The organism is Kerstersia gyiorum (assembly GCF_004216755.1).
GTDB classification, from domain to species: domain Bacteria; phylum Pseudomonadota; class Gammaproteobacteria; order Burkholderiales; family Burkholderiaceae_B; genus Kerstersia; species Kerstersia gyiorum.
In genome coordinates this window covers 205,235-231,025 of sequence record NZ_SGWZ01000005.1, presented here as the reverse complement: position 1 = coordinate 231,025, position 25,791 = coordinate 205,235, and the positions used below count along the sequence as shown (strand labels likewise).

At 64.3% G+C, this 25,791-nt stretch carries 26 protein-coding genes; 21 read left to right on the top strand and 5 right to left on the bottom strand.

From position 1 onward, the window contains the following. The coding region (locus tag EV679_RS17665; protein ID WP_477218292.1) for an RpnC/YadD family protein at positions 1-642 on the top strand (642 nt) is incomplete at its 5' end. Between the two features lie 294 nt (positions 643-936). On the opposite strand, the gene EV679_RS14945 is transcribed toward EV679_RS17665, so the two are convergent. From EV679_RS14945 to EV679_RS14930, 4 genes are read right to left on the bottom strand one after another with little or no spacing between them, the layout of a single operon-like run. After that, positions 937-2,001 carry an NAD(P)H-dependent glycerol-3-phosphate dehydrogenase gene (locus EV679_RS14945; RefSeq protein WP_130487627.1) on the bottom strand — a complete coding sequence of 355 codons (1,065 nt, stop codon included), beginning with the start codon at positions 1,999-2,001 and terminating at the stop codon, positions 937-939. A 5-nt stretch (positions 2,002-2,006) separates the two neighbouring features. Beyond that, a complete protein-coding gene (secB, locus tag EV679_RS14940) occupies positions 2,007-2,519 on the bottom strand; it encodes a protein-export chaperone SecB (RefSeq protein ID WP_068371528.1) in 513 nt (170 codons plus the stop codon). A gap of 55 nt (positions 2,520-2,574) precedes the next feature. After that, a complete protein-coding gene (grxC, locus tag EV679_RS14935) occupies positions 2,575-2,832 on the bottom strand; it encodes a glutaredoxin 3 (RefSeq protein WP_068371526.1) in 258 nt (85 codons plus the stop codon). Positions 2,833-2,852: 20 nt separating this feature from the next. Further along, positions 2,853-3,269: a rhodanese-like domain-containing protein gene (locus EV679_RS14930; RefSeq protein WP_238591384.1), complete on the bottom strand. Its 417-nt coding sequence runs from the start codon at positions 3,267-3,269 to the stop codon at positions 2,853-2,855. Positions 3,270-3,476: 207 nt separating this feature from the next. Here EV679_RS14930 and gpmA point away from each other — a divergent pair, with 207 nt between their 5' ends. From gpmA to EV679_RS14910, 4 genes are all read left to right on the top strand, one after another. Further along, a complete protein-coding gene (gene gpmA, locus EV679_RS14925) occupies positions 3,477-4,226 on the top strand; it encodes a 2,3-diphosphoglycerate-dependent phosphoglycerate mutase (protein ID WP_068371524.1) in 750 nt (249 codons plus the stop codon). A gap of 27 nt (positions 4,227-4,253) precedes the next feature. Further along, positions 4,254-5,858, top strand: coding sequence for a peptidoglycan DD-metalloendopeptidase family protein (locus EV679_RS14920; RefSeq protein ID WP_130487626.1), 1,605 nt, complete (start codon positions 4,254-4,256; stop codon positions 5,856-5,858). Between the two features lie 78 nt (positions 5,859-5,936). Further along, entirely contained in the window at positions 5,937-7,373 is a 1,437-nt protein-coding gene (locus tag EV679_RS14915; RefSeq protein ID WP_165390062.1) for a S41 family peptidase, read from the top strand. Positions 7,374-7,386: 13 nt separating this feature from the next. Continuing rightward, positions 7,387-8,142 carry a HesA/MoeB/ThiF family protein gene (locus tag EV679_RS14910; protein WP_068371518.1) on the top strand — a complete coding sequence of 252 codons (756 nt, stop codon included), beginning with the start codon at positions 7,387-7,389 and terminating at the stop codon, positions 8,140-8,142. A gap of 170 nt (positions 8,143-8,312) precedes the next feature. Here the strand turns inward: EV679_RS14910 and argB are convergent, their stop codons facing one another. Next, positions 8,313-9,218, bottom strand: coding sequence for an acetylglutamate kinase (gene argB / locus EV679_RS14905; RefSeq protein ID WP_068371515.1), 906 nt, complete (start codon positions 9,216-9,218; stop codon positions 8,313-8,315). A gap of 699 nt (positions 9,219-9,917) precedes the next feature. Here argB and EV679_RS14900 point away from each other — a divergent pair. From EV679_RS14900 to EV679_RS14825, 16 genes are all read left to right on the top strand, one after another. Continuing rightward, entirely contained in the window at positions 9,918-10,700 is a 783-nt protein-coding gene (locus tag EV679_RS14900; protein WP_083969606.1) for an ABC transporter ATP-binding protein, read from the top strand. A gap of 79 nt (positions 10,701-10,779) precedes the next feature. Next, positions 10,780-11,781 carry an ABC transporter substrate-binding protein gene (locus EV679_RS14895; protein ID WP_130487642.1) on the top strand — a complete coding sequence of 334 codons (1,002 nt, stop codon included), beginning with the start codon at positions 10,780-10,782 and terminating at the stop codon, positions 11,779-11,781. A 39-nt stretch (positions 11,782-11,820) separates the two neighbouring features. Then, complete coding sequence (locus EV679_RS14890) at positions 11,821-12,597, top strand: ABC transporter permease (protein ID WP_068371507.1); 777 nt, start codon at positions 11,821-11,823, stop codon at positions 12,595-12,597. An 84-nt stretch (positions 12,598-12,681) separates the two neighbouring features. Further along, the gene (locus EV679_RS14885; RefSeq protein WP_205704156.1) at positions 12,682-13,449 is read left to right on the top strand and encodes an SDR family oxidoreductase; all 768 of its coding nucleotides are present in this window, start codon (positions 12,682-12,684) and stop codon (positions 13,447-13,449) included. A gap of 79 nt (positions 13,450-13,528) precedes the next feature. Beyond that, a complete protein-coding gene (locus EV679_RS14880) occupies positions 13,529-14,077 on the top strand; it encodes a cupin domain-containing protein (RefSeq protein ID WP_130487623.1) in 549 nt (182 codons plus the stop codon). A gap of 41 nt (positions 14,078-14,118) precedes the next feature. Beyond that, the gene (locus EV679_RS14875) at positions 14,119-15,051 is read left to right on the top strand and encodes an alpha/beta fold hydrolase (RefSeq protein ID WP_127772990.1); all 933 of its coding nucleotides are present in this window, start codon (positions 14,119-14,121) and stop codon (positions 15,049-15,051) included. After that, positions 15,048-15,899: an IclR family transcriptional regulator gene (locus tag EV679_RS14870; protein ID WP_068371498.1), complete on the top strand. Its 852-nt coding sequence runs from the start codon at positions 15,048-15,050 to the stop codon at positions 15,897-15,899. The genes EV679_RS14875 and EV679_RS14870 overlap by 4 nt, the downstream gene beginning before the upstream one ends. Continuing rightward, positions 15,896-16,780, top strand: coding sequence for an SDR family oxidoreductase (locus EV679_RS14865; RefSeq protein ID WP_242611505.1), 885 nt, complete (start codon positions 15,896-15,898; stop codon positions 16,778-16,780). Before EV679_RS14870 ends, EV679_RS14865 begins: the two co-directional genes overlap by 4 nt. Next, complete coding sequence (locus tag EV679_RS14860; RefSeq protein WP_068371496.1) at positions 16,773-18,485, top strand: thiamine pyrophosphate-binding protein; 1,713 nt, start codon at positions 16,773-16,775, stop codon at positions 18,483-18,485. The genes EV679_RS14865 and EV679_RS14860 overlap by 8 nt, the downstream gene beginning before the upstream one ends. A gap of 16 nt (positions 18,486-18,501) precedes the next feature. Beyond that, positions 18,502-19,293: an aspartate dehydrogenase gene (locus EV679_RS14855; RefSeq protein WP_068371635.1), complete on the top strand. Its 792-nt coding sequence runs from the start codon at positions 18,502-18,504 to the stop codon at positions 19,291-19,293. Between the two features lie 37 nt (positions 19,294-19,330). After that, positions 19,331-20,812, top strand: coding sequence for an aldehyde dehydrogenase (locus EV679_RS14850; protein ID WP_068371494.1), 1,482 nt, complete (start codon positions 19,331-19,333; stop codon positions 20,810-20,812). 18 nt (positions 20,813-20,830) lie between these two features. Then, positions 20,831-21,802, top strand: coding sequence for a VOC family protein (locus EV679_RS14845; protein ID WP_068371491.1), 972 nt, complete (start codon positions 20,831-20,833; stop codon positions 21,800-21,802). A 65-nt stretch (positions 21,803-21,867) separates the two neighbouring features. Continuing rightward, positions 21,868-23,052 carry an FAD-dependent monooxygenase gene (locus tag EV679_RS14840; protein WP_130487622.1) on the top strand — a complete coding sequence of 395 codons (1,185 nt, stop codon included), beginning with the start codon at positions 21,868-21,870 and terminating at the stop codon, positions 23,050-23,052. 62 nt (positions 23,053-23,114) lie between these two features. Continuing rightward, positions 23,115-23,339, top strand: a complete 225-nt coding sequence (locus tag EV679_RS14835) for a recombinase-like helix-turn-helix domain-containing protein (RefSeq protein WP_130487621.1) — start codon at positions 23,115-23,117, stop codon at positions 23,337-23,339. Positions 23,340-23,419: 80 nt separating this feature from the next. Beyond that, positions 23,420-24,490, top strand: a complete 1,071-nt coding sequence (locus EV679_RS14830) for an aromatic ring-hydroxylating oxygenase subunit alpha (protein WP_068371486.1) — start codon at positions 23,420-23,422, stop codon at positions 24,488-24,490. A 73-nt stretch (positions 24,491-24,563) separates the two neighbouring features. Then, the gene (locus tag EV679_RS14825) at positions 24,564-25,547 is read left to right on the top strand and encodes a PDR/VanB family oxidoreductase (protein ID WP_068371483.1); all 984 of its coding nucleotides are present in this window, start codon (positions 24,564-24,566) and stop codon (positions 25,545-25,547) included. The last annotated feature ends 244 nt before the right edge of the window (positions 25,548-25,791 follow it).

Here is a 25,791-nt window from a genome sequence, read left to right as displayed (position 1 = left end):
CAGGGCAGCGTCCTGCACTACCACTATGCACCGAAAGGTCAGGATTTTCTGAGCCTGAGCTACCGCGTGCCGGTGGTACATTTGCTGGACTGGGCAGGCCGTGAAGAGGAGCTGCGCCGCCAGGCCCCTGCCAACCCGTTTGCCATCATCGTGCTGGCCGAATTGGCAGCAGCCAGGCGCATTACGCCGCAGGCACGTCTGGAAGACAAGAAACAGCTGGTGCGCAGCCTGTATCAATACGGCTGGCAGGCCAGGCGCATCCGCCAGCTGTTCCTGTTCATCGACGGCATCCTGGCCCTGCCCGCCAGCCTTGACGAGGCATTCTGGCAATCCCTGGCAAGTTTCGAGAAGGAGCGCAACATGGCTTACATCAGCAGTGTGGAACGGATAGGCATCCGCAAGGGGCTGGAACAGGGGTTGCGGCAAGGCCTGGAACAAGGCCTGGAACAGGGATTGCATCGCGGCCTGGAGCAAGGTCGTCATGAAGGCATGGCGGGGTTGCTGCGCGAACAACTGGAGTTGCGCTTCGGTCCTTTGCCGGATGCGGGGCTGACGCGTTTGCATCAGGCCGATGGCGCCATGCTGCGCATATGGGCCAGGCGTTTGCTGGAAGCCAAAACCCTAGACAGCGTCTGGCAGTAGCCCTGCTGGGTAACACAGCCAGGATCGCGCGAGTGCAGGGAGGGCGGCGCGGCAGGCCGGAGCGACGCGACAGAACGGTGGCAGCGTTTCTCTACGGGCATGGCGGCGGCAAGGCGCATGGGCACGCTGCGGCGAGGCCGGGCCTGACGTGTTGTCCAGGCCCATTTCATAGGAATGCTGTTTCTTTCCGTCAAGGCCAGCTTGACTGGCGGACCGAGCCCATTGGCAATGCCGGTCAATACCTGTTTGGCATCCCTTGCGTCCGTGTGGATCAGGCCGTTGGCCTGACAGGGGTCAGGGCTGGGATGGGGATTCCGTGGCCCGGGCTTCGCGCGACAGCAGTGTGGCGACAGCCTGCTCCGGGGTATGGGTACCATCGAGCACCTGGCAAACCGCAGCAGTGATGGGCATGTCCACGTTCAGCGCCTGGGCACGCTGCCAGGCGGCCTGGGCGCAGCGTACGCCTTCGGCAGTCATGCCGTCGGCCAGGATGGCTTCCAGCGTCATGCCACGGCCCAGCGCCAGGCCCACGCGGCGATTGCGTGACAGATCGCCGGTGGCGGTCAGGACGAGGTCTCCCAGCCCTGTCAGGCCCGAGAAGGTGGCCGCCTGTGCGCCCAGGGCAATGCCCAGGCGGGTCATTTCCGCCAGTCCCCGGGTGATCAGGGCGGCGCGGGCATTGGTGCCCAGTTCCAGGCCATCGGCAATACCGCAGGCGATGGCCATGACATTCTTGAGTGCGCCGCCGATTTCCACGCCAATGACATCATCGCTGCCATAGACGCGTACCGGCCCGCCGTGCAAGGCCATGGTGGCGATTGCGCGTGCGTGCGGTGCGGGGCTGGCGACGGTCAGGGCGACGGGCAGGCCGCGCGCGACTTCCTGGGCGAACGAAGGGCCGGACAGCACGCCTGTGGCGAGCCCGGGAATGCCATCGAGCAGGCGATGGCTGATTTCATACGGAAGTTCACCAGTCTGGGCGTCAAAGCCTTTGCAGGTGCGCAGCACGGTCAGGCCTGGCAGCGGCCGGGCCAGCAATGCTGCCGCCAGGCTGGCGCAGGTGGAGGCCAGTCCGGCCACCGGAATGCCCAGGATGAGCAGTGGGGCATGGTCGCCTGCAAGGTGAGCCAGCGCGGCGTCCAGGCCATGGCCGTAGCGTAGCGTAGCGGGTAGCTCGATGCCGGGCAGGTAGCGCGTGTTTTCGCGGTCTGCGGCCAGCCTGGCTGCCGCTTCGGACGAACGCGCCACCAGCATGGTATCGCCATGCCGGCTGGCAGCTGCCGCCAGGGCGGTGCCCCAGGCGCCCGCGCCGAGTACGGCAATGCGGGCTTGACGGTCAGGTTCCCTTGCAGCGAACATGCGGCTTACTGACGCGTGGCGCCCGGGGGCAGGATGATGCCGCTGTCGGCCTGTTCCACCTGCTGCTTCTGCAGTTCGGCGATACGCTGTTCGTATAGCGCCTGGAAGTTGACTTCGGCCAGGTGCAGCGTGGGCAGCGAGGTACGGGTAATCGCGTCGGCGATGTTGGCGCGCAGGTAGGGGTACAGCATGGTCGGGCAGACGATGCCCAGCAGCGGGTCCATTTGTTCGCCGGGAATATTGGCCAGTTCGAAGATACCGGCTTGCGTGCCTTCAACCAGGTACAGCACCTTGTCGTTGATGCGCGTGGTGACGGTGGCGGTCACGGTGGATTCGAACACGGTTTCTGCCAGACGCTGGCCACCGACGTTGATGCTGACTTCCACCTTCGGGCCTTCCTGTTCCAGGAAGATCTGCGGCGCGTTGGGCATCTCGACCGACAGGTCCTTGAGATAGACGCGCTGCATGCTGAAGGACGGTGCGGCTTGGCCGTTGGCTTGTTGTTCCTGGTCGGACATGGTGCTTCCTGCGAAAAATGGTTGCAATAAGAGAATGGGTTTCAGGCCGCCGGGATCAGCCGGCGAGCAGCGCTTGCAGCCCGCCCGCGCGGTCCAGCGCGGCCAGGTCGTCGAAGCCGCCCACGTGCGTGTCGCCGATGTAGATCTGCGGCACGGTACGCCGGCCTGTGGCCGCGATCATGACATCCCGCTGTGACGGGTCGGTGTCGATGCGGATTTTTTCGATCTGCTCCACACCGCGCTGGCGCAGCAGCATTTCGGCACGGACACAGTACGGACAGACTGCCGTGCAATACATGCGTACGGAATTCATGGCGAGACCTCCCGGGATGCTCAGCGTTTACCGCTGGCCAGCGGCATGCCTGCCTGGTTCCAGGCACGCAGCCCACCTTCCAGGTTGGCGACTTCGGCGTGGCCCTTGGCCTTCAGCGTGGCGATGACGCGGGCCGTGTCGCGCCCGGTTTCGCTGACGACCAGCAGTGGCCGGTTCTTCGGCAGGGCGTCGGCCTTCTGCTCGACTTCGTCGGCGCCGATGTGGCGTGCCTGGGCGATGTGGCCTTTCTGGAAGGCTTCGCTGGCGCGCACGTCGATGACCAGCGCGTTCTTGTGGTTGATGTACTGGACGGCAGCGGCAGGCACCAGGCTGGTGCCCATGCGGCTGCGGGTGATGGCTGGCCACGCGAGCATGATGCCGGACAGCAGCACCACGGCGATGAGCATGAGATTTTCAGGCGAATAAATGAAGTCCACTTCGTATTTCCTGCGGGCTGGCGCGGGCGGCAGGGATGCGGCCCGGATTGATCTGAATAGCAGATATTACCGCAGTCGGGCCGTGCCGGCAGTGCTGCCGTCATGGCGAATGGCAGCACGAATGGCGTCAGAACGTGTCTGGGCCCGCCAAGCGTTGCCGAAGCCATTAAAATGGCCGGGTTCTACAACTCTTTTTGAAAGCCCGCCATGTATAAATTAGTGCTGATGCGTCACGGCGAAAGCCAGTGGAACCTTGAAAACCGCTTCACCGGCTGGACCGATGTCGACCTCACGGAAACCGGCCGCGAACAGGCGCGGCAGGCCGGCGAGCTGCTCAAGCGCGAAGGCTACACCTTCGACGTCGCGTTTTCGTCGGTGCTCAAGCGCGCCATCCGCACCGCCTGGATCGCGCTGGATGCGATGGATGCCATGTACGTGCCGCTGGGCCTGAGCTGGCGCCTCAATGAGCGTCACTACGGCGCTCTGCAGGGCTTGAATAAGGCGGAAACCGCCGCCCAGTATGGTGACGAGCAAGTGCTGGTCTGGCGCCGTGCCTATGCCATCGCACCGAATCCGCTGGATCTCGACGACCCGCGCCATCCCCGTTTCGATCCGCGCTATGCCCGCGTTGCTGCGGAAAACCTGCCGGCCACTGAATGCCTGAAGGATACGGTGGAACGTGTCGTGCCGTTCTGGAACGAATCCATTGCGCCGGCTATCCGCGCCGGCCGCAAGGTGCTGGTTGCCGCGCACGGCAATAGCCTGCGCGCACTGATCAAGTACCTGGACGACGTATCCGAAGAGGAAATCGTCAACCTGAATATTCCCACCGGCCAGCCGCTGGTCTACGAACTGGACGAAAACCTGCGCCCGATCCGCCATTACTACCTGGGCGATCCGGAAGCCATCGCTGCGGCCGTAGCGGCAGTGGCTGCGCAAGGCAAGGCCGGCAAGTAAGGCTGGCACTCACAGAGGCTGTCGATCATGAATCTCCGTCCGGGCGTGCTGTGCCGGTTGTGCCTGCTCTGGTTGGCGCTGTTGGCGCCGCCGCTGGCCGGCGCAGCGCCGGATGCGCAGCAGGTGAGCGACAGCCAGCGTGAGGCTCAGGAGCGCCGCAAGGAACTGCAGCAACGCATCCGCACCGTGCAGCAAGAATTGGAACTGCGCGAAAGCGAACGCAAAGAAGCGGCGGATGCGCTGCGCCAGTCGGAACAGGCGCTGTCCGAAAGCACACGGCGCCTGCACGAACTGGCGGCGCAGGAGCGTCAGCAGCAGGCTGAACTGGCACGGCTGGAAAGCGAGGTCGCGGCCGTGCAGCAGGATCTCGCGCAGCGCCGCGAGATCCTGGCGCAGCAATTGCACGAACAGTATGTCAATGAATTGTCGCCCTGGAGCATCTGGCTGTCGGGAGGCGACCCACAGGACAATGGCCGCAATTTGGCCTATCTGGATTATGTCGCCCAGGCGCGCGCGCAAACCGTGCGCGGCCTGGATGCGGAAGTCAGGCGCCTGGAAACCCTGCAGGCCGAGCAGCGCGCCGGCAGCGAGCGGCTGGCGGCGTTGAATCAGGATGCCGAGGCGCAGCGGCGCCAGCGCGAGGTCCAGCAGCGAGAGCGGGCGGCCGTACTGGCCCGCCTGGAAGACCGTATACGCGCCCAGCGCGTCGAAGCCAGCCGCCTGAGCCGCGACGATGAGCGCCTGGGCCAGTTGGTCGATGACCTGGGCAAGCAGTTGGAGGCCGCCAGGCGTGCGGCGGAAGTGCGTCGCCAGGCGGAGCTGCGGCGTCAGGAAGAATTGCGTCAGGCCCGGGCCAAGGCCGAAGCCGAACGCCAGGCGCGCCTGGCGGCGGCACGTGCAGCGGCCCAGCAGGCCGCTGCCGAAAAAGCCGCGGCTGATCGTGCGGCGGCGGCACGTGCGCGTGAACAGGAACGCGAACGTGTATTGGCCGCTCGTGATGCCACGTCGCAAGGCGGGCCGGTATCTTCGTTGCGTCAGGTTGAAGGGCCGCGCCTGAGCGCGCCGGAATCGACCCCGGCGCCGACGGAACTGGCGCGCCAGGAACCGGTCGAAACCGTAGATGTGAGTCCGGTGGAACCGCCCGCGTCCGCGCCGGTCGAAGTGTCTGTCGCGCAAGCACCGCCAACTTCACCCGCGCCGCGAGTCTCCGTGGCGCCGGGCGGGCAGGGGCAGGCGGGTTTGAGCAATGGCTTGCGCACGGGTTTGAAGGCGCCGCTGACGGGACAGGTGTTGGCCCGTTATGGCACGCAGAAACCCGATGGCGGGGCCTGGCGGGGTCAATTGATCGCAGCGCCGGAGGGGACGCCGGTGCGCGTCATCGAATCAGGCACGGTGGTGTACGCGAATTGGCTGCGTGGTTTCGGTAACATCATCATCGTGGATCACGGCAAGGATTACCTGTCTGTTTATGCCCACAACCAGAGCCTGCTGAAACAGGTTGGTGATGCAGTGGCCCGCCAGGAAGCCATTGCGCTGGCTGGAGCGACAGGCGGACAGGTGGATTCGGGCCTATACTTCGAGGTCAGGCATCGTGGGACGCCTGTCGATCCGGCGCGCTTCATGGCGCGTTGAATCCGGCGGCGCGGTGTTCTGGCAAGGCGGCAATTTATCGCCGGCGTTTTCACTGCCGGCCTTCATACGGGAATGTGCATGAGCACTCGTAAAACGCGGAGTTTCGGCCTGGTTGCCTTGGGCGCTGTGGCTGGCGTATTGACCAGTATCGGGATCAGCGCGGTGGCAGAGCGCAGCGGCACGCCGCTGCCTCTTGATGAACTGCGCCAGTTCACCAGCGTCTTTGGCGCCATCAAGAACAATTACGTCGAGCCCGTCACCGATACCAATCTCATCAACGGCGCCATTTCCGGCATGCTGTCGAGCCTGGATCCGCATTCGGCCTACCTGGATGCGGAAGCCTTCGAGGACATGCAGACCGCCACCCAGGGTGAATTCGGCGGGCTGGGCATCGAAGTCGGCGCCGAGGACGGTTTCGTCAAGGTCATTTCGCCCATCGAAGACACTCCTGCCGCGCGCGGCGGCGTGCTGGCCGGCGACCTGATCATCAAGATCGACGACACGCCGACCAAAGGCATGACGCTGACGGATGCGGTCAAGCTCATGCGCGGCGCGCCCAAGACCCCGATCCGCCTGACCATTGTGCGCGACGGTGTGGACCAGCCCATTGTCATCGACATCGTGCGCGACGTCATCAAGGTGCGCAGCGTGCGCAGCAAGATGCTGGATGACGGCTACGGCTACGTGCGTGTGTCGCAATTCCAGGAGCGCACTGGCGCCGACCTGGTACAGCACCTGCGCGAACTTGGCCGCAACGGCGTGCCCAAGGGCGTGGTGCTTGACCTGCGCAATGACCCGGGTGGCCTGCTGACCGGCGCCATCGGCGTGTCCGCCGCATTCCTGCCGCCGGACGTGCTGGTGGTTTCCACCGACGGACGTGCCCCGGAATCGCGCCATCGCTATCTGGCCAACCCGGTGGATTTCGCGCGTGGCGAAAGCAACTACATGCGCGATCTGCCTGAATGGGCCAAGACGGTGCCGCTGGTTGTGCTGGTGAACGCGGGCTCGGCCTCGGCTTCGGAAATCGTGGCCGGCGCGCTGCAGGATCATGGCCGCGCCAAGGTCATGGGCAACCGCACCTTCGGCAAGGGCTCGGTGCAGGTCATCCTGCCGCTGTCCGAGAACACCGGCATCAAGCTCACGACCTCACGCTACTACACGCCCAACGGCAGTTCTATCCAGGCCAAGGGCATCGAGCCGGATATCGTGGTGTCCGATACCGAAAAGGGCGATCTGTTCCGCCTGCCGCGCGAGGCCGACCTGCAGCGCCACCTGTCGAACAAGCAGACGCCGGAAGAGGAAGTCCGCTCCAATGAAATCGACAAGGAAGAGTTGAAGGACTTCAAGATGTTCGAGTTCGGCGGTGACGACGACTTCCAACTGCGCCAGGCGATCAACCTGCTGCAGGGCCGGCCTGTCGAAACCGGCGGTCCGGGCGGCACGACGGTGGTCGAGGCGGCGCCTGCCGCACGCCAGCGCATCACTGTCGATGGCGTCGAATCCAGCCAGAAATGAACGACCTGCAGTCATGAATGACGACCAGTTGTTGCGCTATGCCCGCCACATCCTGCTGGATGAGGCGGGCATAGAAGCTCAGCAGCGCTGGCTGGAAAGCACAGTGCTGATGGTCGGGGCAGGCGGCCTGGGTTCGCCTGCCGCGTTGTATCTGGCGGCGGCTGGCGTCGGCCGTCTCATCCTGGTGGATGACGATCGCGTGGAACTCAGCAATCTGCAACGCCAGGTGCTGCACGACACAGGAACCGTGGGCGCCTACAAGGCCGAGTCCGGCCGTCAGGCGCTGGCGCGCCTGAATCCCGAGGTACAGGTCGAGGCCGTCTGCCAACGCCTGGACGAGGCCGGGCTGGAGCGGCTGGCGGCGGACGCGGATATCGTGCTGGACTGCACCGATAATTTCGAGACGCGCCACGCCATCAACCGGGTCTGCGTACGCCTGGGGAAACCGCTGGTCATGGGAGCCGGGATACGCTTCGACGGGCAGGTGAGCGTTTTCGATACCCGCCAGGAAAGTTCACCCTGTTATCACTGCCTGTTCCCGGAATCCGATGAGCCGGACACCATGACCTGTGCGACCTCGGGGGTCTTCGGGCCGGTCGTGGGCATCATAGGCGCCATGCAGGCGGCCGAGGCGCTCAAGGTATTGGCAGGGATAGGCCAGCCGCTGACAGGCAGGCTCTTGCGCCTGGAGGCGCTGGGCATGCAGTGGCGCAGCGTCAAGGTCGTGCGTGACCCGGGCTGCCCTGTCTGTGGCACGCGGCACGGCTGACGTCGGCTCATTGCGTCTGCCTCAATTGCCGCCGGGCTGCCGCCCATACCGCGCTCGGTATCGACGTCCTGGATAAAAAAACGCCCATTCCGAGCCGGGATGGGCGTTGGCATTCATGGCGCGAAGCGCCGCATGGGACGCTTCGCCTGTGATGCAGGACAGGGGCAGGTTCAGGCGCCCTGGATCATCGTTCCTACACCCTTGTCCGTCAGGATTTCCAGCAACAGGCAGTGCGGCACGCGGCCGTCCACCACGTGTACCGAATTTACGCCGTTGCGCGCGGCATCCAGCGCCGAGGAAATCTTGGGCAGCATGCCGCCGGAAATCGTGCCGTCATCGAACATGGCGTCGATCGTCGCGGCCGACAGGCGCGTCAGCAGCTTGCCGTCCTTGTCCAGCACGCCCGGGGTGTTGGTCATCATCACCAGCTTTTCGGCGCCCAGCACTTCTGCCATTTTGCCTGCCACTACATCGGCGTTGATGTTGTAGGCATTGCCGTCTTCGCCGTAGCCGATTGACGAAATCACCGGGATGAACTGATCGTCCTGCAGCGCCTTGACTACGGCGGGTTCGATGCGCGCGATATCGCCGACAAAGCCCAGGTCAATTTTCTCGCCCGGATGCTCACGGTCGTCCATCAGCTTGTGCGTGGCCTGGATCAGACCGCCATCCTTGCCCGTCAGGCCCACGGCCTTGCCGCCGGCAGCATTGATCATCATCACGATGTCCTGCTGCACCTGGCCGCCCAGCACCCACTCCACCACTTCCATGGTTTCTTCGTCGGTCACGCGCATGCCCTGGATGAACTTGCCCTGCTTGCCCAGGCGTTGCAGTGCATTGTCGATCTGCGGGCCGCCGCCGTGCACGACGATGGGGTTCAGGCCGACCAGTTTCAGCAGCACCACATCGTGGGCAAAGCTGCGCTGCAGACGTTCCTCGGTCATGGCATTGCCGCCGTACTTGACCACGATGGTTTTGCCGTGGAAGCGGCGGATATAGGGCAGGGCCTCGGACAGTACCTCGGCCTTGATATCCGAAGGCAGTTGCGCGGCGGTAATGGAAGGGGAATCAGACATGGCGATCGGGTCTCGTTCGGTAGCGGTTCGGCTGCAGCGGTGCAGACCATCTGCGCGGCATTGTATCGCGCCCGCCAGGGGATTCGGCCCCATGGCGGCGTCCTTGGGGCGTGACCTGGGGCAGACGGTGGTTAGGGCGGCCCGGGTGGCAGGGCATTGGGGAAGGCGTCAGTCGGGGCCAAGGCGATCCAGGGCTGCGGCTGGCTGGGCAGGCGTTGTATCTGGTCATGGATGGCTTGATGGGATTCGCCATGATTCCTGCCATGCAGCCGTTCGGATTGCTTTCACATTTGATTTGATTTTGAAATTTCTTAATTAAATGATGCAGATGTTTTTGGATCGGTTTTCGAATTGACGCAATGAATGTGGATGTGATGCGTTGCACCATTCTGATGCAAGGATGCAACGTTCTGGAGATATGTGTATTAAGCCGGTGCAAATTTAATAAGTCCCTGAATGAAAAAACATTTTTCATCTGTTATGCAAGTGTTTATTTGGTGTTGTTATTTCATATGTGAAATACGTTGATTTGTTTGTGAGACACGGATTCATCTATTGGAAACTGGCACGGAATTTGCATGGCTGATATTGCCGGCGGAGGCAGTGTTTTCACTGATATCGGGCTAATGGGGATGTTGATTTAATTCATTCAAATTCCATTGGTGAATTGTTGTTTTACAGATGAAACAAAGGGCGGAAATGCACCACCATATCGAATTCAATCGTGTCGCCAAGCGTTTTCCGACGCGCACGCAGGCCGAACCTCCGTATGCCGTGCAGCACCTGAGCCTGCAGATCGGACGGGGCGAAGTCGTTTCGGTTATCGGCCCGTCGGGCTGTGGCAAAAGTACGCTGCTCAACATGGGCTCGGGCCTGTACCTGCCGACGGAAGGGCAAGTGCTGATCGACGGCCAGCCGGTGACCGGCCCGGTGCGGCAGGTGGCGTTCATGCTGCAGAAGGACCTGCTCATGCCCTGGCGCACGATTTGCGAGAACGTCGAGCTGGGTCTGGAGATCGACTCGGTGCCGCGCGCCAGGCGCCGTCCCATTGCTGAAGAACTGCTGAACCGCTGTCACCTGGGTGGTTTCGAGAACCACTATCCCTACCAGCTCTCGGGCGGCATGCGCCAGCGCGCAGCGTTGGCGCGCACGCTGGCGGTCAACCCCGAAGTCCTTCTGCTTGACGAGCCGTTTTCCGCGCTGGATGCGCAGACCAAGATGGTGTTGCAGCAGGACCTGGCCGCCACCCTGCATGAAGAGAAGAAAACAGCGCTGTTCATTACCCACGACCTGATCGAAGCCATTGCGCTGTCGGACCGGATTCTGGTGATGAGTGAACGGCCGGGCCGGATCATCGAAGAAATCATTGTGGATCTGCCGCATCGCAACAATCCGATGCAGCGCCGCAAGATGCCTGAGGTCGCACCGATCCAGGGCCGACTGATGGAACTGCTCAAGGTCGGGCAGGAAGCATTGCACTGAAGCAGGATCTGCGTGGCCGGTTGCCTCGCGGCGGCCTTGCGCCACAACTGTCGTCCCACCCACTTTAGGAAACGATGTGATGAATCTGAACGGCATATCGGCAGTACGCAAATGGTTGGCGCCGCTGACGCTGGTCTGTGCCCTGTCTGCGCCCGCCGGGGCGCAGACGCAGGCCCTGCAGGAGGTGACCTATCTGCTGCCGGCCCCGGCGACGTTGACAGCGTTCGCGCCCTGGATGCTTGCCAAGCAGCGCGGCTATTACGAAGAGGAAGGCCTGGACGTCAAGTTCGTGGCGGCTCGGGGCGGTGTGGACGTGGCCAAGCAGGTGGGCGCGGGCAACGCACCGGTCGGCGGTGCGATCGGCGATACGCCCATCATCGTGCGTGCCAATGGGATTCCGGTGAAGGCCGTGGCGGTGCTGGGCAGCGGCTCACTGACGCTGCTGGCCGCCAAGGAGGACGGTGACATCCGGCATGTCAAGGATCTCAAGGACAAGACGGTGACCGTCATGGCCTACAGCGACACGACTTTCTATGCGTTTTTGGGCTCGCTCGAACAGGCCGGGCTGAGCCGTCGTGACGTCGATGCCCAGGCCGCCGGGCCTGCCGGTGTCTGGCAGTTGTTCAACGCCGGGCGCGCGGATGCCATGGCAGCCGTGCCCGACTGGATCGCCAACGTCGAGCAGACCGGCACCAAGGTGCGCATCCTGCCCAAGGATGAAACCTTCCAGAGCATGGCACAGGCCATCCTGGCGTCCGAGCAGACCATCAAGGAGAACCCGGAACTGGTGCGCAAGCTGGTGCAGGCTACGTTGCGCGGCATGGCGGACATCATCCGCGACCCCAAGGCCGCTGCTGTCGCCTATGTCCAGGCGGTGCCGTCGTACCAGGGGCAGGAAGCCATGATCGAACGCATTTTCGACCTGTACCGCGAATACGTGTACGCGGACCAGGAGGTGCTGGGTCGCATGGACCCGGCGCGCCTGGAAGAAGTTCAGGCGTTCTATGTCTCCCAGGGCATCGTGCCGCGTGCGCAGCCGCTCGATGAGCTCTACACCAACGAATTCGTCGAGAGCCGCTGAGCCCGGCCGCGCAGCAGATAACCACAAGGCAATCGCGCAATGAAGAAAGATTTTTCCACCTACCTCAGCAGTGTCGCAGTGCTGCTGGTTTTCCTGGCACTGTGGCAATGGGGGCCGGGCCTGTTCGGCATGCCCGAATACGTGTTCCCGAAATTCACGCGGGTCATGAGCGAAGCAGTGCACATGTGGCACAACAGCGACCTGGTCTCGCACTTCTGGATCACCATGCTGGAAGTCGTGCTGGGTTTTCTGCTGGGGTCCCTGCTGGGCATCATGTTCGGCGTGGTGCTGGGCCTGTCGCCCAAGGCGGAATCCGTCCTGTCGCCCTACATCCTGGCCCTGCAGATTGCGCCCAAGGTTGCCTTCGCGCCGCTCTTCGTGATGTGGCTGGGCTACACCATTTATCCCAAGATTCTGGTGGCCATCCTGATCGTCTTTTTCCCGGTCATGATCAATGTGCTGTCGGCAGTTCGCACCGTGGACCCGGATATGGTGAATCTGGTCCGCACGCTCAATGCCGGCCGCGTGCAGATCTTCCGCCTGGTGGAATTTCCGTCCGCCTTGCCCTCGCTGTTTTCCGGCCTGCGCATTGCCGCGACGCTGGCAGTGATCGGCGTCACGGTGGGGGAACTGGTGGGCGGCAACAAGGGGCTGGGCTATCTGCTGGTGGACGGCGAAGGGCAGGGCAACACGGCTGCCGTATTCGTTGCCATCGCCGCGCTTACGCTGGTTGGGCTGTTGGCTTACTGGGCGGTGGTCTGGCTGGAACGGCGGGTGTTGCATTACCTGCCGCGTGCTTCGGTCACGACGCACTGAGCCCGGAGGATGCGCAACATGGACAAGCAGAACGATCACGTGCAGTCGCTTGGGGCAGTCGATGCCACCAGCCTGCAGGCTTTGATGGATGCCATTCCTGCCGGCCTGCTGCGTGGCCGCCGGGTGTTGGTGACAGGCGCGGCGCGCGGCCTGGGCCTGGCGTTTTCCCATTGCATCGCCAGGGCGGGCGCCAGCCTGGTGATGGCCGACCGGCTCGAAGCGCTGCTGCAACAGGCGGGCGTGGCGCTGCGCGCCACCGGTGCAGAGGTGCACACCGTGACGCTGGATCTGGTCGATCCGGCCAGCGTGGAGCGCGCCGCCGAAGAAGCGGGGCAGCGCCTGGGCGGGCTGGACGGCCTGGTCAACAACGCCGCGATCACCAATTCCGGCGGCAAGGATGCCCACGCGCTGAGCGTCGCCACCTGGGACCAGGTGATGGATGTAAACGTGCGCGGCACCTGGCTGATGAGCCGCGCCTGCCATGGGGCGCTCAAGGCCAGCGGCCGTGGGGCGATCGTCAACCTGTCTTCCGATACGGCGCTGTGGGGTGCACCCAATCTGCTGGCCTACGTCGCCAGCAAGGGCGCTGTGTCTGCCATGACGCATGCGCTGGCGCGTGAATGGGGTGGGGATGGCATCACCGTCAACGCCGTGGCGCCTGGCCTGACGCTGGTCGAAGCCACGGAGTACGTGCCTCAGGCGCGCCATCAGAAGTATCTCGACGGCAGGGCGTTGCCGCGCGAGCAGCAAGCTGCCGATGTTTGCGGCGCGGTGCTGTTCGCGCTGTCCGATCTGTCGCGTTTCGTCACCGGGCAGGTACTGCCGGTCAACGGCGGTTTCGTCATGCATTGAAGAACGGGCGCACGCGCGCCCCTGGCACTTCGCCGTCATTTCCACCGCAATCCACACTGATCACAAGCAGGAGTCCGCCATGTCTGAAGTTGCTGATAAGTCCATCCAGAACGAGCCCAGCTGGGCCCGCCCCGAAGGCGCATCGTTCGAGGATTGGATCAATAGCCGCATCGCCCGTTTCTCGACCCGTAAATATGACTGGGACGCACTGAAGTTCCAGGCGGATTACGACCCCAAGTACCGCCGTGCGCAGATGCGCTACGTCGGCACCGGCGGCACCGGTGTTTCGACCGACAACAATACCGTGCCCAGCGAGCATTTCACCTTCTCCACCATGGTGATTCCGGCTGGCCATGAAGGCCCGCCGCACATCCACGTGGATGTCGAGGAAGTGTTCTTCGTCATCCGCGGCAAGCTCAAACTGGTCATTACGCAGGGCGACCAACGCTACGAAACCATCCTGACCGATCGTGACCTGGTCTCGGTGCCGCCCGGCGTCTACCGCGAAGAAATCAATATCGGCGACGAGGACGCGCTGATGTGCGTGATGCTCGGCGCGAAGAAACCGGTGACGCCGACTTATCCCGAGGATCACCCGCTGGCTCATATCAAGCGGACGCCCAAGTAAGCGCCGCTGGAAGTGTTTTCCCTGCAATCGGCCCATGCACCATGACTGAGATCCTTACTGCCCCTCCGGCCATTACCGCCGAGCAACTCGCGGACCTGGAAGCCACGTTCGGCCTGTTCAACATCCGCCTGGCGGATGGCACGGTCGTTTCCGTGCGGGACACCGTGGCGGGCGACGTCCGCAAGCCTGTCCTGGTCTGTTTGCACGGCATTGGCTCGGGGGCGGCGTCGTGGCTGGAACTGGCGCGCATCTTCAACCTGCGGCACCGCGTGCTGGCCTGGGATGCGCCTGGCTATGGCGAATCCACGCCATTGCCCGGCGCCGCGCCCTCGGCACTGGATTATGCCGAGGCGCTGCACCGCGTGCTGGTGTCGCTTTCCATTGACGATTTCGTGCTGGTGGGGCACTCGCTGGGCGCTCTGGTGGCTGCTGCCTACACCGCACACCGCTGGCCAGGCTGTCGACCGCGTGCGTTGGTGCTGATCAGCCCGGCGCAGGGCTATGGCGCCCTGGCCCGCGAAGCACGGGGCCGGGAAGTACGGCAGCAGCGTCTGGCCGAAGTGACCCGGGAAGGCGGCATGCCGGCGATGGCGGCGCGCCGCTACCTGCGCCTGTTGGGGCCTGGCGCAGACCGCCGTGCGCAGGCATGGGTGTACTGGAATATGGCACGCCTGCAGGGGCCGGGCTATGCCCAGGCGGTGGAACTGCTGTGTGGCGGGGATCTGCTGGCCGACTGCAGGCGTATTGCCGTGGCCCAGGGGCCGGTGCCCGTGCAGGTGTGGTGCGGCACCGAGGATATTGTCACCCCGCCCGCCGCCTGTGCGGAGGTGGCGGCCGCACTGGACGTGTCCTTGCAGCCCATCGAGGGCGCCGGGCACGCCTGTTATGTGGAGCAGCCGGCAGTGCTGGCTGCCCTGTTGACGCAGGTATTGCTGGGCCTGCCTGCCCAACCCGATCAAGGAGTCAACGGATGAACGAGCAAACCGCTATCAACAACCAGGACGATGAGGCGCTCCGATACATCGTGCCAGCGCTGGAGCGCGGCCTGCTGATACTGAGCCAGTTCAGCCGCGAGAAGCGCCAGATCGGCGCGCCGGAATTGACGCAGCGCCTGCAGTTGCCGCGTTCCACTGTGTTCCGTCTGCTCAACACGCTGGAGTACATGGGCTATCTGGAGCGTTCGGAGAATGGTCGGGAATACAAGCTGGGCCTGGGCGTGCTGCGCCTGGGCTTCGAATACCTGGCCTCCCTGGACCTGACCGAACTGGGCACGCCGCTGATCAACCGCCTGTGCCATGAGGTCGGCCATGCCGCCAATCTGGTGGTACGCGACGGGCAGAACATCGTGTATGTCGCCAAGACCACGACCTCGAACACGCCGTTCATCGGCTCCGTCTCGGTGGGCACCCGTCTGCCTGCGCATGCGACGGCTCTTGGGCACGTGCTGCTGGGTGGCCTGACGCTGGCGCAGCTCAAGGAACTGTATCCGGAACACAGCCTGGAAGTGTTTTCGCCTCAGACTCCCAAGGACGTCAATGAGCTGTACGAATCCGCCGTGCGGATACGCGAACGCGGGTATGTGGCGGCCGAAGGGTTCTACGAATTGCATATCTCCACCGTGGCGGCACCGGTCTACAACCACCAGGGACAGATCGTTGCGGCGCTGGGCGTCACGCTGGGTATGCGGCAGATAGACCAGGCGCAGAAGCTGATGCTCATCGACAGCGTGTGCCAGGTGGCCAATGAGTTGTCGGGCCTGCTCGACTACGCACCGGCACAGCAGCGCCGCAAGGCGCCGTACATCATGAAAGGAGCTGCATGATGACCATGCGCCAAGACACCGGCATCGCCACGGCAGCGGCTGCCTTGGCCCGGACGCCCGGGCAGGCTGGCTGGCGCCATGATGCGCTGGCCGGCAGGACGGCAGTGGTGACCGGCGGCAGTTCGGGCATCGGCCTGGCGACGGCAGACCTGCTGCTGGCCTGTGGCGCCGCTGTGGCGATCTGCGGCCGGGACACCGTGCGGCTCGATGCGGCGGCACAGGGGCTGCGGCAGCGCCATCCCGACGCCCGCCTGCTGGCCAGGACCTGCAATGTGCTGGACGAATCCAGCGTGGGCGACTTCGCCGGGCAGGTCGAGCGTGAGCTGGGGCCCGCCGCCATGTTGATCAACAACGCCGGGCAGGGGCGCGTCTCCACCTTCGCGAGCACTGGCGATGCCGCCTGGAGCGAAGAGCTGCACCTGAAGTTCTTTTCCGTGATCTACCCCACGCGCGCCTTCCTGCCGCAACTGGCGCAAAGCGCCAGCGAGCTGGGTGACGCCGCCATCGTTTGCTCCAACTCACTGCTGGCGCGCCAGCCTGAGCCGCACATGGTGGCGACTTCGGCGGCACGAGCGGGGCTGCTCAATCTGGTGCGCTCGCTGGCGACGGAGTTCGCGCCGCAAGGGATACGTGTGAACGGCATCCTTATCGGCCTGATCGAGTCCGGCCAGTGGCGCCGCCGCTTCGAGGCCCGCAGTGAATCTGAACTCGATTGGACGGCCTGGACCCGCGAACTGGCGCGTACCAAACATATTCCCCTGGGCCGCCTGGGCCGGCCCGACGAGGCTGCGCAGGCCGTGGTTTTTCTTGCTTCTCCCCTGTCCAGCTATACGACGGGCAGCCACATAGATATTTCTGGAGGTCATTCGCGCAATGCCTGAACATAACCAACAACCGCTGGTGACCGTAGGTGCAGTCGTCGCCGCCTTTCTTGAAAAGTGCGGTGTTCGCGCCGCATTCGGCGTCATTTCGATCCACAACATGCCTATTCTCGATGCGTTCGCGCAGCGCGGCGTGGTGCGTTTCGTACCGGCGCGTGGTGAAGCCGGGGCCGGGAACATGGCGGATGCCTATGCTCGCTCGACGTCGCGCCTGGGCGTCTGCATTACCAGTACCGGACCGGCTGCGGGCAACATCGCAGGCAGCATGGTCGAGGCCTTGACCGCCGGCGCGCCGGTGCTGCATATCACCGGCCAGATCGAAGTGCCCTATCTGGACCGGGGCATGTCCTATATCCACGAGGCGCCCGCGCAGCTGAAGATGCTGGAAGCCGTCTCGAAAGCGGCCTTTCGCGCCTACAGCCCCGAGAACGTGCTGGGCGTGCTGAAAAAGGCGGTGCAGCTTGCCTTGGCGGCGCCGTCCGGCCCGGTCAGTATCGAAATTCCCATCGACGTGCAGCAAAGCCTGATTCCCATGCCCGACGAGCTGGCGCTGGCGCCCTTGCCGGTGCCCTGCGCCACGCCGGATGCCGCGCAGCTGGATATGCTGGCGGCCCAACTGGCGGCGGCGCGCCGGCCGTTGCTGTGGCTGGGAGGCGGTGCGCGCCATGCCGGCGCTGCCGTGCAGCGGCTGCGCCGCCTGGGCTTTGGCGTGGTGGCCAGTGTGCAGGGCCGGGGCATCGTGCCGGAAGACGAACGCGGTTCCCTGGGAGCCTACAACCTGCAGAAACCGGTGGAGGACTTTTACCAGCGCTGCGACGCCATGCTGGTGGTGGGCTCGCGCCTGCGCAGCAACGAGACGCTGAAGTATGAGCTGAAACTGCCCCGGCCGCTGTTCCGGGTGGATGCCGATGCCGCAGCGGCGGGCCGCTGCTATGCCAACGACCTGTTTGTCTGGGGCGATGCCCGACTGGTGCTGGAAGGCCTGGCCGATCGTCTGGAACAACGTGGCTGGCGCGCTGATGCCGCTTTGATCGACGATCTCGAGGCCACCAAGGCGCAAGCCGTGGCTGCCTTGCGCGACGGCCTGGGGCCCTACCAGGCGCTGGTGGCGCAATTGCAGCAGGCCTATGGCCGCAATTTCAACTGGGTCCGCGATGTGACGGTGTCGAACAGCACCTGGGGCAACCGCGAATTGCGCATCTTCGAACCCAACCAGGGCGTGCATGCCACGGGTGGTGGCATTGGTCAGGGCATGCCCATGGCCATTGGCGCGGCGGTCGGTGCGGCCGTTACCGGGTCTGGCCGCAAGACTCTCTGTCTGGCAGGTGATGGCGGCTTCATCCTCAACCTGGGTGAATTGGCGACGCTGGTGCAGGAAGCCTGCGATGTCCTGATCGTGCTGATGAACGACAAGGGTTATGGCGTTATCAAGAATATCCAGGATGCCCAGTATGGCAGCCGCCGTTGCTATGTGGACCTGCATACGCCGGACTATGCGCAGCTGTGCCAGAGCATGGGGCTGGCGCACGCCAGGATGACGGACCTGGCGCAATTGCCCGGCCTGCTGCAGGAGGCCGGCAACCGGCCCGGGCCATTCATGCTGGAAGTCGACATGCTTTCCATCGGTCAGTTCAAGTCGGTATTTGCCGGCCCGCCGGTCAACCAGCTGAACCAGATTCCGGCGCTGCAGCCGGCCACGCTGTGAGCAGGAGCGCATGGATATGCTACGCATCGCCTTGATCGGTTTTGGCGCCATAGGCAGCGCGTTGGTGGAGTTGCTGGAGCAGGAACCGGCAGCCCGGATAACGGTGGTGGTTACGCCTGACAACACGCTGGATGAGCGGGTGGCGGCCGTGCTGCCGCAGGCGCAGGCAATGCGCCAGGTGCCGCTGGCGGATGTCGATCTGGTGGTCGAGGCGGCAGGCCATGGGGCGGTGGTGCAGCATGTGTTGCCGGCCCTGCGCGCCGGCGTGCCCTGCATCGTGGCGTCCATGGGCGCCATGGCCGAGCCCGGCATGGTCGAGCAGATCGAACAGGCAGCCGAGGCTGGCGGCACGCAGGCTGAATTCGTCGCTGGCGCTATCGGCGCCATAGATGTGCTGGCGGCAGCGCGCCTGGGTGGGCTGGCACAGGTGCGTTACACCGGCCGCAAGCCGCCCCAGGCCTGGCGCGATACCCCGGCCGAGCAGGTGGCAGACCTGGCTGGCCTGGCGCAGCCTCAGGTGATTTTCGAAGGGACGGCGCGCGAAGCGGCCAGGCAGTATCCGCGCAATGCAAACGTCGCGGCCACGGTGGCGCTGGCTGGTCTGGGCCTGGATGCGACACAGGTGCGCCTGGTGGCAGATCCCGGCGTGCGCGACAACATCCATACCGTCGAGGCCGAGGGTGCATTCGGCAGCTTTGAGCTGAGCATGCGCAATCTGCCGCTTGCCAGCAATCCCAAAACCTCTGCGCAGACTGTCTACAGCCTGGCGCGGGCGATACACAACCGGGTCGCCTCAGTGGCGATCTAGCGCTGTGGCGACACGAAACGGACCAGGAAGACTCATCATGTATCCAGCGCTTTTGCCCATCAATATTGCCGGTGAATGGCGGCCAGGCAGTGGCGAGGAGTACGCCAGCATCTACCCGGCGACGGGCGAGGAAGTGGCGCGCCTGAATGCCGCCAGCGCCGCTGATGCCGAAGAGGCGATTGAACGCGCCCATGCGGCATTCCTCAGCACAGACTGGGCGCGGCGGTTGCCGCATCAGCGTGCCGAAGTCCTGTACCGGGTGGCTGCGCTCATCCGCCAGCGGGCGGAAATGCTGGCGCAGTTGCAGCGCCAGGATAACGGCAAGCCGATTCAGGAAACACGTGCGCTGGTCGCCAGCGCCGCCGCCACCTTCCAGTTCTTCGGCGCTGCCTGCGAAACCATGGAAGACATCATCACACCGTCTCGCGGTGAGTACGTCACCATGAGCGTACACGAGCCCATGGGCGTGGTTGCGGCCATCACTCCATGGAACTCTCCGATTGCCAGTGATGCGCAGAAGCTGGCGCCGGCCCTGGCTGCCGGCAATGCCGTGATTCTCAAGCCGGCGGAGGTCACGCCGCTCTTGGCGCTGGAACTGGCGCGGCTGTGCGAGGAGGCCGGGGTGCCCAGGGGCATGATCAGCGTGCTGCCGGGCAAGGGCTCGGTGATCGGTGATGTGATCACACGCCATCCCCTGGTACGGCGCGTGTCGTTTACCGGCGGTACATCGACCGGCAAGCACATCGCCGGTATCGCCGCGCAGAAGATGATGCCGGTGTCCATGGAGCTGGGTGGCAAGTCTGCCACCATGGTGCTGGACGACGCGGACCTGGATCACGCCGTCAATGGGGTGCTGTACGGCATCTTCAGCAGTTCGGGAGAATCCTGCATCGCCGGGTCGCGGCTTTTCGTGGCGCGCGGCATCTATGACGAATTCATGCAACGCCTGGTGGCGGGAGCGCAGGCACTGCGTGTTGGCGATCCGGCCGATGAAAAGACGCAGATGGGGCCGCTGATCACGGCGCGCCATCGGGAAAGCATTGAACGCTACGTGGAACTGGGCGTGTCCGAAGGCGGGCAAATCCGTACGGGCGGCGTGCGCCCGGCAGGCAGCCAGTTCGAGCGCGGCTGGTTCTACACCCCCACCATCATCGAAGGCCTGGACAATCAGGCGCGCATCACGCGCGAGGAAATCTTCGGGCCGGTGCTGGTGGCCATGCCGTTCGATGACGAAGAAGCGCTGGTCGAACAGGCCAACGACAGCATCTACGCGCTGGCAGCAGGTGTCTGGAGCCGTGATTTCAAGCGTGCCTGGCGCCTGGGCCGGGCCGTGCAGGCGGGCACGGTGTGGGTCAACACCTACAAGCAGTTTTCCATTTCGACTCCCTTCGGCGGTTGGCGCGATTCCGGCCTGGGCCGCGAGAAGGGCCGGGCGGGGATCGTCCAGTACATGGAGCAGAAAAGCATGTACTGGGGCACGAATGAATTGCCCCTCGCCTGGGCCAATCCGTCCCACTGAATCAGCAAGGAGCAGAACATGAGCATATTGGGCATAGACCAGATCACTTATGGCGTAGACGACCTCGACACCTGCCGACGTTTCATGCTGGATTGGGGGCTGGCGCTGGCGGGCGAATCATCCGACGAGCTGGTATTCGAGTGCCTTAACGGCTGCCGCGTGGTAGTGGCCGATGCGGCCAAGCCAGGCTTGCCGGACGGGATAGAGGCCGGACCGACCCTGCGTGAAGTGGTCTGGGGAGTGGAGAGTCCGGCCGACCTGGACGCGATTGCCGCGCGCATTGCTGCTGAACCGGGTTTTGTCGATGGCATGGTGGACGGGGCGCGCCGCATCGGTTGCACCGACCCCAACGGGCTGGCAGTGCGCCTGCAGGTCACGCGCAAGCATGAAGTGGCGCTGCCCTGCGCGGCGATGAACACCTGGCAGGATCAGCCGCGCGTCAACCAGCCGGCGCCTATCTACGACCGCGCCACGCCGATCGAAGTCGGGCACGTGGTCTTTTTCGTGGCCGACGTGGCCCGTACCGAAGCGTTCTATGCCAGCCAGCTGGGTTTCAGCGCCTCGGACCGCTATCCGGGCCGCGGCGCCTTCATGCGCTGTTCGGCAGACGGCGGCCACCATGACCTGTTCCTGCTGCAATTGCCGACCGGCAAGCGCGGCCTGAATCATGTCGCATTCACCGTCCGGGATATTCACGAGGTCTTCGGCGGCGGCATGCATATCTCGCGCTGCGGTTGGGAAACACAGCTTGGCCCTGGCCGCCATCCGGTGTCGTCGGCCTATTTCTGGTATTTCCGCAATCCGGCAGGCGCCTTGATCGAGTATTACGCGGATGAGGACCACCTGACCGCCGATTGGGAGCCGCGTGATTTCGAGCCCGGTCCCACGGTTTTTGCCGAATGGGCCATCGACGGCGGCATTGACGGTAATACCCGGCGGCAGAAGAACGCTGATGGCCCGCAGGGCAAGTTCCTGACCGAAAAATCCTGAGCTGCATGCAAGGCGCGCATCCTCAGACGCCGCATGCCAAGCAGTGCACCACCACGAGAACCATCATGACGAACCATAACAACGCACCTGCCAGGCCCATCGTTATCGCCGGCGCCGGTATTGGCGGCCTGACGGCAGCCATTGCCCTGCGGCGGCTGGGCCACGAAGTGCTGGTGCTGGAACAGACCCGGCAATTCATGCGGGTTGGAGCGGATATCAACCTGACACCCAACGCTGTGCGGGCGCTCGACGGCCTGGGCGACGCGGCGCTTCGGCAGGCCATTCGCGCCAGCGCTGCCCGGCCTACCCACCGCATCAGCCGTACCTGGGACACAGGTGAGGAAACCTCGCGCCTGGAGATGTCAGACCAGGCGGAGCGCGCCTATGGCGCGCCGCAGCTGACGATACATCGTGCAGACCTGCTGGCGGCGCTGGCCCAGGCCCTGCCCGCCGAAAACGTGCTGCTGGGCGCGAAGGTGCAGTCCTTTGTCCAGGATGCGGCGGGCGTTCAGGTGCAGCTTGCCGATGGCCGCCAGTTGCAGGCGGCGGCGCTGGTCGGCGCCGACGGCATCCACTCCGCCGTTCGCAATGCCATGTTCGGCCCGGACCAGCCGCGCTTTACCGGGTTTGTCGCCTACCGTGCCGTTGTGCCGGCCGCACGCCTGCAGGGCGTGCCCAACCTGGGGGCGTTCACCAAGTGGTGGGGGCCGGACCATTACACCCAGATCGTGACCTTCCCGCTCAATCGCGGCGAGGACATTTTCATTTTCGCCACCACTGCCCAGGATTCCTGGCAGCAGGAATCCTGGACCACCCCGGGCCATGTCGATGAGCTGCGCGCGGCCTATGCCGGTTTTCACGCAGATGCGCGGGCCTTGCTGCAAGCCTGCGACGAGGTGTTGAAGACGGCGCTGTACGAGCGCGATCCCTTGCCGGCCTGGTCACTGGATTGCGTCACTCTCATGGGGGACGCCGCCCATCCGATGCTGCCGTTCATGGCGCAGGGGGCGGGCATGGCCATCGAAGATGGCGTGGTGCTGGCGCGCTGCCTGGCGGACGTGGAGAGCGCGGATGCCGGCGCCGTAGCCCGTGCGCTGCAACAGTTCGAACAGGCGCGCCAGGCGCGTACCAGCCGGGTGCAGCTGGGCTCGCGCGGCAACAACTGGCTGCGCGAGGGCGGCAACGCCGACTGGGTCTATGGCTATGACGCCTGGACCACGCCGTTGGATCACGACCGCGTCACGGCCTGATCGTCCGTCGCCCTGCCTTGCGGGGCGGCGCCACCAGCAAACGGAAAGCAAAGGAATACAGCATGCAAGCCAATGATCGTTACCTAGACCCGAACCAGGCCCGCACGCGTCCGGCCACGACTTATGAGGACCTGCTGGGCGATGCGCTCGAACGGGCCTTTGCCATGGGCATCCATGATCTGGAGGGCCTGGTCGAGTACCTGAACCGTACTGGCCCGGTCAGCCCCAGCGGCAAGCCGTGGACGCCCGACAGCTATCAGGCCGAAATCAAGACGCTGGCCCAGTAATTGCCAGCGCGGCTGCGCAGTGCGGCAGCCTGCCCGCCCATCGCGTCGGCATGCCGGCGCCTGCAATAAGGAATTGAATCATGCAAACCCTGACTCAGATCGACCCTGTCGAGCAATTGCTGGAGCAAGGCCTGAAGGATCTCTGGTATCCCATCTGCCCGTCCGGCTTCGTGAAGGAAACCCCGGTTTCGCTGCGCCGCCTGGGCCGCAAGCTGGTGCTTTGGCGCGATGCCACGACCGGCAAGCTGCACGTGCTGGAAGATCACTGCCCCCACCGGGGGGCGCCCCTGTCGCTGGGCGTGGTGCTGGGCGACACGATTGCCTGTCCCTACCACGGGGTGGAAGTGCGTAGCGATGGCGTAGTGACCAAGGTGCCGGGCAGCCCGGGCTGCAAGCTGGAAGGGTCACGCGCGACGCGCACGTTCCATGTCCGCGAAGTGGCGGGTGCGGTGTGGGTCTACAACGCCTTTGAACCGGATTGCCAGACGCCGCCGGAACTGGTGCTGCCCGAGGAACTGACGGACGACGAAACCTATTCGCGCTTTCTTTGCTACGTGGAATGGAAGGGAGACTGGCGCTATGTGAGCGATAACGTCATGGACCCTATGCATGGCACCTTCCTGCACAAGCAATCGCACACCATGTTCGAAGGCGATACCAAGGCCAAGTTCGCCATCCGCGATACCGAGCATGGATTCGTCTTTGAAAAGGAAGGCCAGCGCAACGTCAATTTCGACTGGACGGAGTGGGGCGATACCGGGACGCACTGGATGCGCCTGGAAATTCCGTATCCCAAGACTGGCGGCCCTGGTGGCAACTTCACCATTGTCTACGGCGTTTCGCCCATCAGCCCGACCCTGTCGGCGGTGTTCTTCTGGCGGGTGCGCAAGCTTGCGCCCGGCTGGCAGCGCGACACCTGGCGCTTCCTGTATCGCAATCGCCTGGAAGCGCGCCACTGGGCGGTGCTGGAGCAGGACCGCGTGCTGGTCGAGCACATGGAGGCGGACGCCAATCAGCGTGAGTCCCTGTACCAGCACGACATGGGGCTGGTGCGCCTGCGGCGCTATCTGCGCAGCCAGGCCAAGCAACAGATCCAGGCCAGGGAAGCGGCGCAGGCCAAGCCAGCCGTGCGCTCCGCCAGCGTGGCCTGAGTTTGCCGCCTTGTCCGCAGCGATGACGGGCAGGGGCGGCACACCCCCGGAACATTGATGAAGAAGCCTTCGTATGAGCACAGAAAAAATACTGAATGCCCTGGTTCATTCCATCCGCTACGAGGCCGAGGGCATCGTCAGCATCGAATTGCGGCCAGCGCAGGAAGACATGCGTTTCCCCGCCTATGAGCCGGGCTCACATATCGACCTGCACCTGGGCAACGGGCTGGTGCGCAGTTACTCGCTGTGCCAGCCCGCCTGCCTGGCAGATGCCCGGCATACCAGCTACCGGGTGGCCGTGCTCAACGACAAGGGTAGCCGTGGCGGTTCCCGCTGGGTGCATGAGCATTTACGGGTTGGCCAGCGGCTGACGATTTCCGCGCCGCGCAACAATTTCGCCCTGGACGAAGGCGCGCCGCATACGGTGCTGGTGGCCGGCGGCATAGGCATCACGCCCCTGCTGTGCATGTTGCGGCACCTGACGGCGCGCCAGGCCAGTGTGGAGCTGGTTTATTGTGCGCGCAGCCGGCGCGAGGCGGCCTTCGTCGAAGCAATCGAAGACCTTGCCCGCGCCGAGGGCGTGCCGGTTTCCTGGCATATCGACCAGGAGGCCGGATGTCCGCCGGACCTTGCCGGGCTGCTGTCAGGTAAAGGCGCGGAGACGCACTATTACTGCTGCGGGCCGACACCGATGCTGGCCGCATTCGAGGCGGCGTGCGGGCAACTGGCATATCCGCATGCGCATATCGAACGTTTCGCGGCGGTGGAGCTGCCGCCAGATGCCCAGGACGGCGCTTTCGAAGTCTATCTGGAGCAATCCGGCCAGACGCTCCAGGTGCCGGCGGGCAAGAGCCTGCTCGATGCCTTGCTGGATGCCGGCGTCGAGTGCGACCATTCCTGCAAGGAGGGCGTCTGTGGCTCGTGCGAAGTCCGGGTGCTGGATGGCGAAGTGGAACATTTCGACGGCATCCTGAGCAGTGTCGAGAAAGCTTCCAACCAGGTGATGATGGTGTGTGTGTCGCGAGCCAAGTCGCCGCGGCTGGTATTGGACCTGTAGCGTATTTCCCACGTTCACGACAGGGTTTATGATTCGGCCGGCTGGCCTGCTGCTGCGAGCGGCGGGCCAGCCGTTTCTTTTTGCGTGCGGCGCCTGGCGCCAGGGCATCCCGGGCCGGGGCTGGAATTGGCGTGGCATGGCCATCTTGTTATGCGTGGATGAACGGGTTTACGTCGGTCCTTATTACTTTTTTGGTTCTTAGCTAACAACCAGATGTGTTTTGGGGTTTGCCCGGCTTTTCAGG